This is a genomic window from Flavobacterium sediminis, from assembly GCF_003148385.1.
GTDB lineage: Bacteria > Bacteroidota > Bacteroidia > Flavobacteriales > Flavobacteriaceae > Flavobacterium > Flavobacterium sediminis.
The window spans coordinates 2,240,282-2,257,458 of the sequence record NZ_CP029463.1 but is presented as its reverse complement, the minus strand read 5'-3'; the positions used below and the strand labels follow the sequence as shown (position 1 = coordinate 2,257,458).

Genomic DNA, 17,177 nt, shown 5'->3' with positions numbered 1-17,177 from the left:
TTTGCCATTACTATTTCTCACTGAATTTCGAAAGTAAAAGTATCCACTAATAATGTCCGATCGCATTAAGAAAAGTTTCGCACCTGAAATAAAAAAATAGGCTTAAGTTTGAAACATTTCATAAATTTGTTCGTATAACAGTTGTTAACCACAAAAATTTGTGCAAAAATAGTAAATTTAGAACATGGCGAAAGTAAAATATTATTACGATCCTGAAAATTTGGCTTACAAACGAATTGAAACTAAGAAGCGTAAAAAATTTGGATACATTTTGCTTTTTTTACTTTCATCTGCTTTATTTGGTTTTTTATGTCTGGTTCTGCTCATCAACACGCCTTATTTTGAAACACCTAAGGATAAATTGTTGACAAATGAATTGGAAAATATGAAGATCAACTACCAACTTTTAAATAAGAAAGTGGATGTCATGGAAAATGCTTTAAGTGCCATTGAAGATCGCGATAATAATGTTTACAGAACATACTTCAACACTTCTCCGATAACTGATGAAGAGCGAAAAGCCGGTTTTGGCGGGGTTAACCGATACAAAGATCTGGAAGGATACAACAATTCTGATCTGGTAATTAATACTACCAAAAAGATCGACCGTTTAATGAAAGAAATGGCTATACAGTCTGAGTCACTGAACGAAATTGTGAAATTAGGAAAGCAAAAAGAAAAACTTCTGGCCGCTATACCTGCTATTCAACCTGTTAAAAATGAAGATTTGAAACGGATGGCATCCGGTTATGGTTATCGAAGTGACCCGTTTACCAAAGTTCGTAAATTCCATTACGGTATGGATTTTACTTCTCCAACAGGTACACCTATCTATGCTACCGGTGACGGTGTGGTATTAAAAGCGGATAATTCTTTGTCCGGTTACGGAAATCATATTGAAGTAAATCACGGATACGGCTATGTAACTCTTTATGCCCATTTAAGCAAATACAACTGTAAAAGAGGACAAAAAGTAAAAAGAGGCGACATCATAGGCTATGTAGGAAGTACCGGGCGAAGTGAAGCACCTCACTTACACTATGAAGTTATCAAAAACGGTAAGAAAGTAAATCCTATTAACTTTTACTACGGAAGTATTTCTGCTGAAGAATATGTGGCTATCTCAAAATTGGCTAATCAGGAAAATCAATCTTTAGACTAATGCAAGTAAACTTACCTGAAAAATTATATTACAGCATAGGCGAACTGGCGACAGCTTTTGACGTTAACACGTCTCTGATCCGTTTTTGGGAAAAAGAATTCGATATTCTGAAACCGAAAAAAAATGCAAAGGGTAACCGTAAATTCACTCCGGAAGACGTTAAAAACCTTCAATTGATCTACCACTTAGTCAAGGAACGAGGTTTTACACTGGAAGGCGCAAAAATACATCTGAAAGAAAACCAGAAAAAGACATTGGATAAATTTGAGATCATCAGAAAATTAGAAAATATTAAATCACAATTAACAGAACTTAAAAATCAACTTTAAAAATTAAACAACTTATGAAAAAATTTGCACCTGTATTAATAATTGTCGGATTACTAGCTTTAGGATTCTTTTGGTATGTAGGCATTAAAAACGGAGCCATCAGAGAAAACCAGGCTGTATCTAAAGAATGGGGAAATGTAGAAACTGCTTATCAAAGACGTAGTGATCTTATCGGTAATTTAGTAAAAACCGTTCAAGGGGCTGCTGATTTTGAAAAATCTACCTTAGAGGCAGTAATCAATGCCAGAGCTAAAGCAACTTCTATGACCATTGACCCTTCTAACATTACACCGGAACAACTACAACAATTCCAACAAGCACAGGGAGGATTGAACAGTGCATTATCAAGATTATTAGTTACTGTTGAACGTTATCCTGATTTAAAAGCGAACCAGAATTTCTTAAAATTACAAGACGAACTGGCCAGCACTGAGAACCAGATCTTAACGGCTCGCACCCGTTTCAACGAAGCCGTTCAGTCCTACAACAACTATATCTTAAAGATCCCTAACAACTGGTTCTTAGCAGAATACAAAGAAAAACCGTATTTTGAAGCAGAAAAAGGAGCAGAAAAAGCTCCGGATGTTAACTTCAATTTCGGCAACCAATCTGAAGAAGCTAAATAATGTCTAAAACCGAAGATTTCTTAACCAAAGCCGACGAACAGGAAATTGTTCAGGCTATTGTTGAAGCCGAAAAAAACACTTCGGGAGAAATTCGTGTACACTTAGAAGAATATACTGAAAAACCTCCTCTACAAAGAGCTCAGGAGGTTTTTTTATCTCTTGACATGCACGAAACAAAAGAGCGAAATGGTGTCTTAATTTATGTTGCAACAGCTAACAAACAATTTGCAATCATAGGAGACGAGGGCATCAATAAAGTAGTTGAAAGTGATTTTTGGGATTCTACCAAAGACACTATCATTAGCCATTTTAAACATAACGAATATAAAAAAGGATTAATTCAGGGAATTCTGAAAGCCGGGGAGCAATTAAAACAATATTTCCCGTACCAAAAAGATGATACCAACGAATTGCCTAACGAAATTTCAAGAGGATAATGACAAAAATTATTTTTAAAGTGATACAATGGATGCTCTTTGCAACACTGCTATTACTTCATCATATCGGTTTTGCTCAATTTACGATTCCTCCTAAACCTTCTGATCAAACAAGCGTTTACGATTATGCGAATATTTTATCTGCTTCAGAAAAGAGCAGTTTAAAACAAAAGCTACTGAACTACGCAGACAGTACTTCTACCCAGATCGTAATTATCAGTATTGAGGATCTAAAGAATGAGGATATCGGGATTCTTACACCCAAATGGGCGCATGAATGGGGAATCGGTCAAGAAAAAGAAGATAACGGTGTACTCATCCTGGTAGCTAAGAACGACCGAAAAATATGGATCTCTCCCGGTTATGGTTTAGAACCTCAACTTACCGCCGGAATCAATGGTGATATCATTCGTAATATCATTATTCCTGAATTTAAAGCCGGAAGTTATTATAATGGTTTAGACAAAGGAACCGACGCTATTTTCGAGGTTATTAAAGGAACATATAAAAATACTAATTCCCGTAACAGTGGTAGCATTTTTCCGATCATCGTATTTATTATCATTGTTATCATTATTATTTTATTATCGCGCAGAAACCGAAATGGAGGCGGCAATGGCGGACGTTATTCCGGTTCTGATTTAACTGACATGATCATCTTAAGCCGAATGGGAAGAAGCGGCGGATTTGGCAGTGGCAGCTTCGGATCCGGAGGTGGTTTCGGAGGAGGCGGATTTGGCGGTGGCTTCGGAGGAGGAGGTTTCTCCGGTGGCGGAGCCGGCGGCAGCTGGTAAAATCTCCATAAAAATTCACACAAAATAAAGAAAGGCAAGGTTAAACACCTTGCCTTTCTTACTTAAGACACAAACAAAAGTTAGAGATTAATCTCTAAAAAATACTTTATTACCATCTTTTTTACCACCGAATTTCTCTAATTTAAAAGTCAGTGAAAACATTACGTATTGTTGTAAAACAGTGTTTTCTGTATCTGTTATGGCAGTTGGAGTAACTGTTCTACTTACTCCGATATTTTGATTCAACAAATCGTATACTTTTACTTTTGCCAACAATTTATCTTTAAGGAAATTGTATCCTAAACTCACGTTCCATAAGTAAAAATCTCTTTTAAAACCTCCGGAAATATTTGAGTTGTAATTATAGCCGAAATCACTTCCGAGTACAACGTGTTTAGGCCAATAGCTCGTTAATTCTAATTTAAAATTATGCTTAAAATATTCCGTCTTATCAATTACATAATTGTTGAAATCAGTTCTGTTAAACGAATAGGTATAGGAAGGATTAACCGTAACCAAGTCTTCAATTGACCAGTTCATAAATACTCTGGGCTCTACTTCATAACCTGATGATTCATACAAAACGGCATTGGTTAGTCCCTGAGCAAAATCAAGACCTAAATCTAATGAAGCTCCTGCTTTAAAAGTACGTTTTTCCTTTTTGAACACTTTGCTGTAGCTCAAGCCGGCATAACTGTTATACGTTTTGTCAATATTCTGATACGTAGTGGTTGCTTTATAATCGGCATCATAGGTCGTTGAAGACACGATCTCGTTCTTATTATAGTTAAGTCCGCCATATAAGTAAAAACCACTTCTTGTAGCATAATCATAATTGTTATAGTTCAAATACACACGATACGTTTCTTTCGGTTTTAAATCGGCATTCCCTAAGAAAGTGTGTAACGGATTCTCGATATTCTCATAAGGCAACAGCTGTGTTGCAGACGGCATTTCTACTTTATAAGCTGAATACGTATAAATAGATTTAGACTTGCCAAGCGTCACACTCAAATATCCGTTAACATTAGGATACAAATACTTTTGATTCAATCTTGTTTCGGTTCCCAGATATAATGATTGATTCTGATAATTGATATTATCCGTTCCGAAACTGATTCTACCTCTTATTTTCTTCTTTTTCAACTGTAAGGCAATACTAGGCGTAAAAGTTATCTTTTTAGAATTAATATCACGAGAAAGAGAAGCATTTATATCTGAATATTGATTGGTAAGACCATCAAAGTCAAACGTATTTTGATAATCTTTACTTTCTTCCCAAGCATAATTAGCCTGAATAGTAAAGTTCAAAGAATCATTGATCGGTTGAATGTATCGTACCGAACTGTTATAGCTATTATTTCGATCGGTATTCAAACGATTCTGGTCACGTTCGTCATCAGCAGCACCTGATTGATAGAATGATGTTTTAGAGTAGGTCAATAAATCCGTTTCATTTTTAGAATTCGTGTTGTTAAAACTTACTCCTATTCCTTTTCCTTTTTCATTTAACTTTTTAAACAAATACAAATTATTCTTAAAACTGGAAAAGTCAGTTTGTGAACGGTCATCAGAAATATAATCATTAGATAAATCTCCGTTCTCATCATACGTATTTTCAAAACTGCTATAAAGACTATTATTTTTATTCTTAGAAAATGACGGAGAAATATACAATGTGGTCGTTGAATCGATCTTTACTTCAAAGTCCAGATTCAAATTATGACCGTCTACGATACTTTTAGAATTAGACTCTGAAACCGTACTGGTATTTCCTGTCGGTAATAGATTGGTTCTGCTTGTTCTGTTTCTGTTTTCCGAATCAGCTCTGTTGTAATAATAACTTCCGTTGGGATCTAATTTTTTATTAAACCATTCGTCACTAAAGTTAAGCCCTACCATTGAAGATTTTGTAATTCCGGTATTCCCACCGAAACGCATTCCGTTAATATTGTAGCTTCCGTCACCACTAACCCATATTGAAGTATTTCTTCCTCCTCCCATATTATCAAAGATCTCATCCATAGAAAAACCAACGGAATTGATATTATTTGACGAGCCCAGCACACTGATTTTCTGCGTATCTTTAAAATAATTGAACAACAAACTGGATTCGTAACGATCATCGGTTCCATAGCCTACGGTAGCTTTACCAAAAAGTCCTTTATTCTTCTCTTCATCAATAGTTAGATTAATGGTCTTTTCATCAGAACTGGCACTTTGTCCTGAAAGTTCTTCTTCTTTTGTCTTAGTATCCGTTACCTGAATTTTACTAATCATTTCAGCCGGAAGGTTCTGCGTCGCTATTTTTCCGTCTTTCCCGAAAAATGGTTTTCCGTTCACTAAAATATTATTTACCTCTTTACCATTTACCGTAATTTTACCGTTCTCATCGATCTCTACTCCCGGAAGCTGTTTCAATAAAGCTTCTACATTGGCATCCGGTCTGACCTTAAAGGACGAAGCATTAAATTCTAATGTATCGGTTTTAATAACTATAGGAGGCGTTTCTCCTTTTACCACGATCTCGTTCAGGGAAGAAACATTTTCTTTTAAAAGAATAGTACCCAGATCCTGATCGCTCTGTAGTCCTTCAAATGGTTTTTTATAATCTAAAAAACCGTTGTAAGAAACTTTCAATAGTAAAGGATAATCGATCTTTCTTATCTTAAATTCAAAATTTCCGTTGTGGTCAGAAATAGTATAATCTACCACTGTTGAATCAGAGACTTTGGTAAAGTAAACTGTTGCTGATTCTAACGGTAACTTAAGACTTTCATCTAAAACTTTTCCCGAGATCTTGACTGAATTTTGTGCATAATTAACTGTGAAACATAATAGGATTAGGGCAAGTAAAATTTTTCGCATACTTAAAAAAAATTGGGTAGTAGTTTATCTTATAAAGACGACGAAATAAAGGTTTTATTGTCTAAACCCAAAAAGGGTTACGAAAGTTTTAACATTTTTAACTTTCTTATTGCTTAAAACAATCTTAAAAAGAAGAACTATTAGTAAATAAGCATAAAAAAACCTGTCCGATCAGACAGGTTTTCAGTTCACTAACATTCAACTAAATTACAATCGACTGGCCTATATGGATATTTTCACAATTCAAATATTCACAAGTATCTTCTCTGTTCAGAATCGTCCCCGCAATAATATCTCCAATATTTGTAGTGGTTACAAAAGCTTCACCATTCAGATCTTTAGTCACAATTCCTTTATCAATAGTTTTATTAACTGCCTGACGAACTGCTTCTGCCTCATCACTTAAACCAAAGTGATCCAGCATCATAGCAGCGCTTAAAATAGATGCGATAGGGTTAGCTATATTTTTCCCTTTTGCCTGCGGATACGAACCGTGAATAGGCTCAAACAAGGCCACACCATCACCAACTGAAGCTGAGGCTAACAAACCGATGGAACCACCAATTACACTCCCCTCGTCTGAAATAATATCACCAAACATATTTTCAGTCAGGATCACATCAAACTGGCTCGGGTTTAAAATCATTTGCATAGCGGCATTATCTACAAATAAAAAATCAAGAGTTACTTTAGGATAACTTTTTGCTACCTCAGAAACTACTTTCCGCCACAAACGAGACGATTCTAAAACATTTGCTTTGTCAACCAAGGTTACCTTGTTCTTACGTGTTTGTGCCGCTTTAAAAGCTAAATGAGCGATTCGTTCAATTTCAAATTGCGAATACTCACACAGATCAGATGCCGTTTTACCGTCTTCACTCAATTTCTTTTCACCAAAATAGATTCCTCCGGTCAATTCCCGATAAATTACCATATCCGTTCCCTGAATGATCTCTTTCTTTAACGGTGACTTATCCAATAAGGAGTTATAAGCGGTTACCGGACGAATATTAGCAAACAATCCTAATTCTTTACGCAACTTCAACAAACCTTGCTCCGGTCTTACCTTCGCAGACGGATCGTTGTCGTATTTCGGGTCACCGATAGCACCAAACAATACGGCAGTTGCATCTTTACAAACATCTAAAGTAGCATCGGGCAAAGGATTTCCGGTTTCATCAATAGCAATAGCACCAACCGATGCATAATTGAACTGAAACTCGTGTTTGTAACTTTCCGCAATTGCTTTTAATACTTTTACACTTTCCTGAATTACTTCCGGACCAATTCCATCCCCCGAAAGTACTGCGATCTTAAAATTCATAAGTCAAGGTTCTATTTTTTTCAAATTGTTCTATCTCCGCTTTTTTACTTACTAAAAAGTCAATATCATCATAACCGTTTAGCAAGCATATTTTTTTATAGGAATCAATATCAAAAGATTCTTTACTGTCGTTAAAAGCAATTGTTTGTGCTTCCAAATCTACCGTAATTTCCATATCCGGATTACTCTGAATAGCTCCCAGCATTTCTTTTAAGAATTCGGGACTAACCTGAATCGGCAACAAGCCATTATTCAATGCGTTTCCCTTAAAAATATCTGCAAAATAACTGGAAACAATAACTTTAAATCCGTAATCTGTTAATGCCCAAGCTGCGTGTTCCCGACTGCTTCCACATCCGAAATTATCTCCTGCCACTAAAACGGAACCTGAATATTTAGGATCGTTTAAAACGAAATCCGAAATTTCTTCATTCTTATCATTGTAGCGCCAATCTCTGAATAAATTGTTGCCAAAGCCTATTTTGTTTGTCGCTTTTAAAAAACGTGCCGGTATTATTTGATCGGTATCTACGTTCTCAATAGGAAGCGGAACCGCTTTTGATCGTAATAAAGTGAATTTTTCCATTTAATTCAGGTTTAAAGTTAGGTCTACAATCTTCCCTTCTACAGCCGTTGCCGCTGCCATAACCGGACTGGCTAAAAGCGTCCTGGCACCTTGTCCTTGACGCCCTTCAAAATTTCGGTTGGACGTCGAAACACAATATTCTCCCGAAGGGATCTTATCATCATTCATAGCTAAACAAGCAGAACATCCCGGTTGCCTGATCTCAAATCCGGCCGATTCAAAAATAGCAGTCAGCCCCTCGTCCTGAATTTGTTTAGCCACCTGTTGCGACCCGGGAACGATCAATGCCGTAACATTAGCCGCTTTTTGTTTCCCTTTAATATAGTTGGCAGCATCTCTGAAGTCTTCAATCCGTGAATTGGTACAACTTCCGATAAATACATAATTGATGGGTTTTCCAATCAGCTTCTCTCCTTTATGAAACCCCATGTATTCTAAAGCTTTGTCAAAGGACGGATCATTTTCGGGACTCGGAATAGTTTGATCAACACCAATTCCCATTCCCGGATTCGTCCCGTAAGTAATCATTGGTTTGATATCTTCCGCATCAAAATGATATTCTTTATCAAACACAGCACCTTCATCTGTTGGTAAGGTTTTCCAATGTGCCAGATATTGTTCAAATTGTTCTCCTTTTGGTGCAAACTTTCTTCCTTTAATATATTCAAAAGTGACCTCATCAGGAGCAATCATTCCGCCACGAGCCCCCATTTCAATACTCATATTACAAACCGTCATGCGGCCTTCCATTGACATTTCACGAAAAATATTTCCGGCATATTCACAAAAATACCCTGTTCCGGCATTCGTTCCGATCTGAGAAATTATATACAAGATCACATCTTTCGGCGTTACTCCTTTGGCTAATTTTCCGTTGACATTCACTCGAAGACTTTTCGGTTTATTCAACAGCAAACATTGGCTGGCAAAAACCTGAGCCACCTGACTGGTTCCGATACCAAAAGCAATAGCTCCGAAAGCACCGTGCGTCGACGTATGACTATCTCCGCAAACCATAGTCATCCCGGCAATGTAATCCCCAATTCCGGAGCAATAACATGTACAATTCCCTGATATTCGTGTCCTAATCCGTAAAGTGTTATCCCGTTCTTTTGGCAATTTTGAGTCAGTTGCTCTACCTGATTTCGAGACAGTTCATCTTTTATAGGCAAATGTTGTTCTTTAGTCGGCACGTTATGATCTGCCGTTGCTACGATTTTCTGTGTTCTGAAGACAGGAATTTTTCGTTCTTCCAATTCCGAAAAAGCTTGCGGACTGGTCACTTCGTGAATTAAATGTTTATCTATATATAAAATTTGAGGACCGTCAGGAACAGTACTTACAACATGACTATCCCAAACTTTATCAAATAAGGTTTTCTTTTCCATAATTTATAGTGCAATACCAATTTTACAATGTTCAATAATACGATGAATATCATCGTTCTCCACTTGTTTTTTACGATCCGCTACTCTTAAAAACTCCTGATAAACCGTATCTAACTGAAGTTTCGTTAATTCGTAACCAATATTTTTAGCCCGATATGCCAAAGCAGCGCGACCACTTCTTGCAGTTAACACAATAGAAGAAGCATTAACCCCAACATCTTCCGGATTAATGATTTCGTAAGTGGCTCTGTTTTTAATAACACCATCCTGATGGATCCCTGAGCTATGTGCAAAAGCATTAGCGCCCACAATAGCTTTATTAGGTTGTACCATCATTCCCATTGTATCTGAAACCAATCGGCTAACCTCATTCAATAACTTTGAATCGATCTTAGTTTCCAGATTCAAATAAGGGTGTTGACGCAGGATCATTACTACTTCCTCTAATGCTGTATTTCCGGCTCGTTCTCCAATTCCGTTAATTGTACACTCTATTTGTCTGGCTCCGTTGACAACTCCTGAAATTGCATTGGCTGTTGCCAAACCTAAATCGTTATGACAATGGCAAGACAAGACTGCTTTTTCAATCCCCACAACATGTTCGGAAAGGTATTTGATCTTAGCGCCGTATTCTTCAGGCAAACAATACCCTGTAGTATCCGGAATATTTAAAACCGTAGCGCCTGCTCTAACCACTTCTGTACAAACCTGAGCCAAGAACTCATTATCCGTTCTTCCGGCATCTTCGGCATAGAATTCTACATCATCCACAAAGGTTTTCGCATAAGAAACTGCTTCAACGGCACGTTCAATGATCTCTTCTTTAGAAGCGTTAAATTTGTATTTGATATGAGAATCAGAAGTCCCGATCCCGGTATGTATCCGAGGTTTTTTAGCCTGTTTTAGTGCCTGAGCAGCAACTTCAATATCGTTCTTCACAGCACGGGTCAAGCCGCAAACTGTTGCATTTTTCACTTCCTTTGCAATAGCTTGTACCGCATCAAAATCTCCCGGACTGGAGACCGGAAAACCGGCTTCAATAACATCCACTCCCAATTCGTCCAGCTTTCGGGCAATTTTTATTTTCTGTTCTTTATCAAGCTTGCAACCCGGAACCTGTTCGCCATCTCTCAATGTAGTGTCAAAAATATAAACTCTTTGCTTATTCATTTTTTATTTAAGATTGTTCTATACGAATATATTTTATAGTCAAAAAAAGGTTACTTTTGATTTTACGCTATTTACAACGTCAAACAAACCAAGAAACATAAATAAAATACTGATTTACAATATTTTAAATAAAATAATTTTACGATGGCTAACACTTCTAAAGATTTTTTGTTTGTATTGATCAAGTCTCTATCTAAGTCTGAAAAGCGGCAATTTAAGCTGTATGTCAACCGAATAGGAATGAATACGGATGCTAAATTTTTACAGCTTTTTGAGCTTTTAGACAAGATGAATGACTATAACGAAGAAAAGATCCTGAAGAGTAACATTGTTACCAAAGTACAATTGTCTAACCTTAAAGCGCATTTATACAAGCAGATCCTGGTAAGCCTTCGCTTAAACCCGACCCTTCAAAACATTCGTATTCAGATCAGGGAACAGATCGATTTTGCCACTATTTTGTACCAAAAAGGACTGTATAAACAAAGCTTAAAGTTATTGGAAAAGGCCAAAACAATGGCTCTTGAGCATGAAGAAAAAAATATTGCTTATGAAATTGTTGAATTTGAAAAAGTGATCGAATCGCAATACATTACCCGAAGTATTTCAGGAAGAGCCGACGAATTAAGCATTCTCGCCAAAGATCTGAGCCGTCAGAATGTAGTGACCAGTAAGCTTTCTAATCTTTCATTACAATTATATGGTTATTTACTAAAACACGGCTATGCAAAAAGTGATGAGGAGATGAAGCAGATCACACAATATTATAGTGACCGGATGCCTGAATTTGATTTTGAAGAATTAGGCTTTCGCGAGAAATTATGGTTGTATAAAGCCAACTTGTGGTATAGTTTTTTAATTCAGGATTTTTTGGGTTGCTTTAAATATGCTTCAAAATGGGTAGAACTGTTTTACGAATATCCGTCAATGATCCAGATCAACCCGATCTGGTTTATTAAGGGGAGTAATTACCTTTTAGAATCGTTGTATCTCGTTAAACATCAGACCTATTTTAAAGAAGCTTTAGTGCGTTTTGAAGATACTTTAACACACAAAGGCTTTCCTAAGAATGAGAATATTTTGTCTCAGAAATTTTTAACCCTTTACAACAGCAAGCTGAACCTGCACTTTTTAAAAGGCGATTTTGAAGGCGGTTTGTATTTGGTTGACGAAATCCTAACCCAACTGGATTTATTTAACGAGCAAATTGACGAGCATCACCACATGGTCTTTTATTACAAAATTGCATCGCTATACTTTGGTATCGGAGACAACTTACAGTGTATCGTTTATCTCAATAAAATTATCAGCAACAGAAATTTAGAAATGCGCGAGGATCTGATGTGTTTCGCCAGAGTTCTTAACTTGGTTGCTCATTATGAAGCCCGTGAGGACGAACAGTTGGACAAATTGATCAGAGACACTTATCAATTCTTAATCAAAATGAACGATCTGCACGAGGTACAACGAGAAATGATCCGTTTCTTAAAGAATCTGGGAACTATTTATCCGCACGAATTAAAAGACGCATTTATAGCACTTCACGCTAAATTAAAGACTTTCGAAAATCACCCTTATGAAAAAAGAGCCTTCTTGTATTTAGATATTATTTCGTGGTTAGAAAGTAAAATCTACAACAAGCCTGTGGCTCATATTGTTCAGGAAAAGGCTTTAAAAGTAAACCGTTAATTATTTATTTTTGTCTGAAATAGATATCGATCGGCACTCCTGAAAAGTTATAATTTTCGCGCAATTTATTTTCAATGAAGCGCTTATAAGGTTCCTTTACATATTGCGGTAAATTGGCAAAAAACACAAACTGAGGAGTCGCTGTGGGCAACTGCATACAATATTTGATCTTGATATATTTTCCTTTAATCGCCGGTGGCGGTGTATGTTCTATGATCGGCAACATCATTTCGTTAAACTTAGAAGTCGGTATGCGTTGTTTTCTATTCTCAAACACCTCAACAGCAGCTTCTAAGGCTTTTAATAAACGTTGCTTTGTTAATGCGGAAACAAATAAGATCGGCACATCTGTAAAAGGTTCGATCTCTTTACGGATCTTAGCTTCATATTGTTTAGCTGTCATAGTATCTTTTTCGATCAGATCCCATTTATTCACTAAGATCACAACACCTTTTCTGTTCTTTTGAGCCAACCAAAATATATTTTGATCCTGACTTTCGAAACCACGGGTAGCATCAATCATCAAGATACAAACATCGGCATGTTCAATAGCGCGAACCGAACGCATTACGGAATAGAATTCCAAATCTTCTTTTACTTTCGCTTTTCTACGAATACCTGCTGTATCTACCAATTTGAACTCAAAACCAAAACGATTGTAAGTAGTATCAATAGCATCGCGGGTTGTTCCGGCAATATCCGTTACTACGAAACGATCTTCGCCTATTAAAGCATTGATAAAAGATGATTTTCCGGCATTAGGACGACCTACTACTGTGAATCTCGGCAACGGATTTTCTTCCTCCTCTGCTTCCGGCAATTCCGGTAACACCTCAACTAACTTATCTAACAATTCACCAGTTCCGCTACCGCTCATTCCGGCAATCGTAAAATATTCGCCTAATCCTAAAGAGTAGAATTCAACCGCATCGGCAACGCGCATAGCATTATCTACTTTATTTACTGCTAAAAGCACCGGCTTTTCCACCTTGCGAAGCAAATTAGCCACTTCCATATCCATTGGCGTGATCCCTTCTTCCACATCTACCACAAATATAATGGCATCCGCTTCATCAATAGCCAATTGCACCTGACGTCGTATTTCGCCTTCAAAAACATCGTCCGACCCTACGATGTAACCACCGGTATCAATTACTGAAAATTGTTTGCCGTTCCACTCACTTTTTCCGTAATTTCTATCGCGTGTAACTCCGCTTACCGAATCTACAATGGCATCACGTCGTTGTATTAAACGATTGAAAAAGGTTGATTTCCCTACATTTGGCCTACCTACTATGGCTACAATATTATTCATCTTCTTGTTTTTGAATGTGCAAAGATACTTTTAAAATTTAGAAATCAGAAATCCGAATTTAGAAAATAAGTGTTCTTTCTTTTCAGAAATCCATTGCTTTTGCGTTAGGAAATTTACTATTTAAAAAAAATATACTATTTTAGTTCTAAATAACTTGCCTATGGAACCGGAAAAAGAGTTGCGTTTGCGCCTGCGCTTTTATAAAACTACTTCTAAATCAGTAGAAGAAATTAAAGCTCGTTGCGAAAATTTAAAGGCAGAAGTTGCTCCTGATTTTAACATTAAAACGCTAGACAATCATATCTGGTTGAGCATCGGCGCCTTAAAAAGGGAAAAATATTCTCCTAATCTTCATTTGGAAATTGAACCAATGGAAGATGGTAACACAGCAGTGAATGGATTATTCGGTCCGGATCCGGTTTTATGGACCATGTTCATGTTCCTGCATTTTATTGTTGCCGGAATCTTTATTATTTTTGGTCTGATTGCCTATTCAAAATGGACTTTACATCAAAATTTTGCGCTTGATATTTCCATCATGGTTCTTATGGTAGGCTGCTGGTTCACTCTTTATTTTTTAGCTCGTCGTAATCGTAGCAGAGGAATTCCTCAAATGCAAGAACTCGAAGAGTTAATGGATAGAATTTTATATTGATCTTTAAATCTCATTTTCTTCCATTAATCTCATCATGTAATCAAAAAATCCTTTATGTGATTTCTCACTTTGTTCAAAATGACAAAAAACAGGAACAAGTTTGGTTGGCGACAAAATTATTTTTGATTGTAGCCAAAACGTTTTAGCTGACGTAAATTGGTTCTCCAGTCTTTATTAACCTTCACATAAGTTTCCAAATGGATTTGTTTCCCAAAGAATTTTTCCAGTTCTTCGCGTGCCTGAATCCCAACTTTTTTGATGGCTGCTCCTTTATGACCAATGATAATCCCTTTTTGGGTATCCCGTTCCACCATAATTAAAGCACGGATACGGATAATATCATCGTCTTCTTTAAATTCTTCTGTTTCAATTTCTACTGCATAGGGAATTTCTTTATCGTAATTCAATAATATCTTTTCACGAATGATCTCGTTGACGAAGAAACGTTCCGGCTTATCAGTCAATGCATCTTTCGGATAAAACGGAGGAGAATCAGGCAAGAGTTCTATAATTCTGTCGAAAACTGTTTGAACATTAAAGTTTTCTAAAGCTGAAATTGGAATGATCTCTGCATTAGGCACCTTCTCTTTCCAAAGTCCGATCTGTTCTTCCAGTTGTTCCTGATTGGATTTATCAATTTTATTTAATAGTAACAGAACCGGGATCTTAGAATGAATAATCCTTTTAAAAAAGGCTTCGTCCTTTAAGTCCTTCTCTCCTATTTCGACCATGTACACTAAAACGTCGGCATCTTCAAAAGCACTTTTAACAAAATCCATCATAGAATTTTGCAATTCATAGGCCGGTTTTATGATTCCCGGTGTATCAGAAAAAATAATCTGGAAATCATCGCCATTCACAATTCCGAGAATTCTGTGACGTGTTGTTTGCGCTTTACTTGTAATAATAGACAAACGTTCACCTACTAAAGCATTCATTAGCGTTGATTTACCTACGTTAGGATTTCCGATGATATTGACGAAACCGGCTTTGTGATTCATGTTTAAAATTTTATAATGCAAAGGTAGTATATCTATTGAAATGCAGAAAATAAAAGTTTTTTCAAAAAAAGCTTGCTTTTTGATATAATCGTTGTATTTTTGCAGTCCGATAACAGCGCGGGATAGAGCAGTAGGTAGCTCGTCGGGCTCATAACCCGAAGGTCACTGGTTCGAGTCCAGTTCCCGCTACTAAGTTGGTCACTTCAACCCTTTCAAAAGATTTAATGAAGTCGTATTTTGAAAGTATTTTAAACTTCATAAAAACGCACAGCGCGGGATAGAGCAGTAGGTAGCTCGTCGGGCTCATAACCCGAAGGTCACTGGTTCGAGTCCAGTTCCCGCTACTAAGTAAAGAGAATCAAGAAATTGGTTCTCTTTTTTTATATAGTCAACTCTCCTATTATAAAGGGATTTACAATAAATCTACTTCTATATTAAAAATTCAAATTTTCAATTTTTTGAGGTTACAATAAGGTACACATTTTATTATTTGGGTACACTTTTAGGAATACTCATTTTTTAGTTAGGTACACACTCAGGTACACAATTGGGTACACATTGACAAAACTTCAGGTACACATAAATCTAATATCTATGAAAAGTTCAACAGTAATTAAAATTCTGTTTTTATTAAATAAGACCAGGATTAATACAAAGGATGAAGCACCAATTAGGTGTAGAATCACTTTTAATGGGATTAGGAAAGTTTTCTCTACTGGATTATTTATAAATCCTGAAAATTGGGATAGTTCATTACAAAAAGCTATTCCTGATGATACAGAACACAAACAAATAAACACTCAATTGAGCCTTATTAAACAAGAAATTAATCAGGCTTTTTTATTTCTACAAGTTCAACAAGAACAATTTGATGTAGAGGACATTTATTTAAAATACAAAGGAGAAGATACAAAACCATCAAAATCCTTAATTGAAGTTTTTAATCTGCATAATTCAAGAATGGAAAAATTAATTGGTATTGAATATACAAAATCAACATTCTCAAAATTTGTAGAAGCAAAACAACATATTATTGATTTCCTATTCTTTAAATTCAAGAAGAAAAATATTCCTTTAGAGGATATTACATTAAAATTCTTAAATGATTTTGATTATTACCTTAAAACAGAAAAGAATTTTAAGCAAATTACCATTAATAAAAGTATTCAAAGAGTAAGGAAAATAATTAAATTGGCTATTTCAGAAGGCTTTATTGTTACTGACCCATTTCTACTTTATAAACCTAAAAAAGTAATCAATACTATAACTTATTTAACCTCTAAAGAACTTTATAAATTGGAAAATCATAAGTTTTCTCAAAAGAGATTAGAGCAAGTTAGAGATATGTTTGTATTCTGTTGCTATACTGGTTTACCCTATCAAGAAATGTCTGTATTAAATCAAAAGCATTTGGTAAATAAGTTTGATGGTAAACTATGGATTGATATGTATAGACAAAAGACAAAAAGACAATTTTCAATTCCATTACTTCCTAAAGCCATTTCAATAATTGAAAAATACCAGGATGATAAAAGACTATTACCTATTATTAGTAATCAAAAATTCAATTCTTATTTAAAAGAAATAGCTGAGATTATAGGTATTGAAAAGAAATTAACCCATCATATTGCCAGAAAAACATTTGCTACAACTGTATTACTTTATAATGATGTTCCAATAGAAGTTGTTTCAGAACTTTTGGGACATTCAAAAATATCTACTACACAAGAGCATTATGCTAAAGTAGTTCAGAAAAAAGTTAGTGAACAAATTTTGCAGTTGGGCAAGAAGTTAAATTAACTGTGTTGTAATATCTTTACAGCACAGTTTTAT

At 35.9% G+C, this 17,177-nt stretch carries 14 protein-coding genes, 2 tRNA genes and 1 pseudogene; 10 read left to right on the top strand and 7 right to left on the bottom strand.

The window, feature by feature from the left end; all coding sequences use genetic code 11:
- The first annotated feature begins 184 nt into the window (after positions 1-184).
- From DI487_RS10435 to DI487_RS10415, 5 genes are read left to right on the top strand one after another with little or no spacing between them, the layout of a single operon-like run.
- Complete coding sequence (locus tag DI487_RS10435; protein WP_109569587.1) at positions 185-1,162, top strand: M23 family metallopeptidase; 978 nt, start codon at positions 185-187, stop codon at positions 1,160-1,162.
- Positions 1,162-1,491, top strand: a complete 330-nt coding sequence (locus tag DI487_RS10430) for a MerR family transcriptional regulator (RefSeq protein ID WP_109569586.1) — start codon at positions 1,162-1,164, stop codon at positions 1,489-1,491. The genes DI487_RS10435 and DI487_RS10430 overlap by 1 nt, the downstream gene beginning before the upstream one ends.
- Positions 1,492-1,505: 14 nt before the next feature.
- The gene (locus tag DI487_RS10425) at positions 1,506-2,117 is read left to right on the top strand and encodes a LemA family protein (RefSeq protein ID WP_109569585.1); all 612 of its coding nucleotides are present in this window, start codon (positions 1,506-1,508) and stop codon (positions 2,115-2,117) included.
- A complete protein-coding gene (locus DI487_RS10420; RefSeq protein WP_109569584.1) occupies positions 2,117-2,554 on the top strand; it encodes a TPM domain-containing protein in 438 nt (145 codons plus the stop codon). Before DI487_RS10425 ends, DI487_RS10420 begins: the two co-directional genes overlap by 1 nt.
- Positions 2,554-3,348, top strand: coding sequence for a TPM domain-containing protein (locus DI487_RS10415; RefSeq protein ID WP_109569583.1), 795 nt, complete (start codon positions 2,554-2,556; stop codon positions 3,346-3,348). The genes DI487_RS10420 and DI487_RS10415 overlap by 1 nt, the downstream gene beginning before the upstream one ends.
- An 87-nt stretch (positions 3,349-3,435) precedes the next feature.
- Here DI487_RS10415 and DI487_RS10410 read toward each other — a convergent pair whose 3' ends face one another.
- The 5 genes and pseudogenes from DI487_RS10410 to DI487_RS10390 all read right to left on the bottom strand — a co-directional run bounded on the left by DI487_RS10410 (position 3,436) and on the right by DI487_RS10390 (position 10,684).
- A complete protein-coding gene (locus DI487_RS10410; RefSeq protein WP_109569582.1) occupies positions 3,436-6,216 on the bottom strand; it encodes an outer membrane beta-barrel protein in 2,781 nt (926 codons plus the stop codon).
- A gap of 202 nt (positions 6,217-6,418) precedes the next feature.
- Entirely contained in the window at positions 6,419-7,540 is a 1,122-nt protein-coding gene (gene leuB / locus DI487_RS10405; RefSeq protein ID WP_109569581.1) for a 3-isopropylmalate dehydrogenase, read from the bottom strand.
- Positions 7,530-8,126, bottom strand: coding sequence for a 3-isopropylmalate dehydratase small subunit (gene leuD / locus DI487_RS10400; protein WP_109569580.1), 597 nt, complete (start codon positions 8,124-8,126; stop codon positions 7,530-7,532). The genes leuB and leuD overlap by 11 nt, the downstream gene beginning before the upstream one ends.
- Positions 8,127-9,514: pseudogene (leuC, locus tag DI487_RS10395) on the bottom strand (3-isopropylmalate dehydratase large subunit).
- Positions 9,515-9,517: 3 nt separating this feature from the next.
- The gene (locus tag DI487_RS10390) at positions 9,518-10,684 is read right to left on the bottom strand and encodes a 2-isopropylmalate synthase (protein WP_109569579.1); all 1,167 of its coding nucleotides are present in this window, start codon (positions 10,682-10,684) and stop codon (positions 9,518-9,520) included.
- Positions 10,685-10,828: 144 nt separating this feature from the next.
- On the opposite strand from DI487_RS10390, the gene DI487_RS10385 reads away from it, so the two are divergent.
- A complete protein-coding gene (locus tag DI487_RS10385) occupies positions 10,829-12,373 on the top strand; it encodes a hypothetical protein (RefSeq protein WP_109569578.1) in 1,545 nt (514 codons plus the stop codon).
- 4 nt (positions 12,374-12,377) lie between these two features.
- On the opposite strand, the gene der is transcribed toward DI487_RS10385, so the two are convergent.
- Positions 12,378-13,688 (bottom strand): ribosome biogenesis GTPase Der, encoded by a 1,311-nt coding sequence (gene der, locus DI487_RS10380; RefSeq protein WP_109569577.1) that lies wholly within the window; start codon positions 13,686-13,688, stop codon positions 12,378-12,380.
- Between the two features lie 160 nt (positions 13,689-13,848).
- Between der and DI487_RS10375 the strand changes: the two genes are divergently transcribed.
- Positions 13,849-14,343 carry a hypothetical protein gene (locus DI487_RS10375; RefSeq protein WP_109569576.1) on the top strand — a complete coding sequence of 165 codons (495 nt, stop codon included), beginning with the start codon at positions 13,849-13,851 and terminating at the stop codon, positions 14,341-14,343.
- Between the two features lie 116 nt (positions 14,344-14,459).
- Here DI487_RS10375 and era read toward each other — a convergent pair whose 3' ends face one another.
- Complete coding sequence (era, locus tag DI487_RS10370; protein WP_109569575.1) at positions 14,460-15,344, bottom strand: GTPase Era; 885 nt, start codon at positions 15,342-15,344, stop codon at positions 14,460-14,462.
- A 116-nt stretch (positions 15,345-15,460) separates the two neighbouring features.
- On the opposite strand from era, the gene DI487_RS10365 reads away from it, so the two are divergent.
- The 3 genes from DI487_RS10365 to DI487_RS10355 all read left to right on the top strand — a co-directional run bounded on the left by DI487_RS10365 (position 15,461) and on the right by DI487_RS10355 (position 17,144).
- Positions 15,461-15,533 (top strand) — tRNA-Met (locus DI487_RS10365).
- Positions 15,534-15,615: 82 nt separating this feature from the next.
- Positions 15,616-15,688, top strand: a tRNA-Met gene (locus DI487_RS10360).
- 250 nt (positions 15,689-15,938) lie between these two features.
- Positions 15,939-17,144: a site-specific integrase gene (locus DI487_RS10355; RefSeq protein ID WP_109569574.1), complete on the top strand. Its 1,206-nt coding sequence runs from the start codon at positions 15,939-15,941 to the stop codon at positions 17,142-17,144.
- Positions 17,145-17,177: the final 33 nt, after the last annotated feature.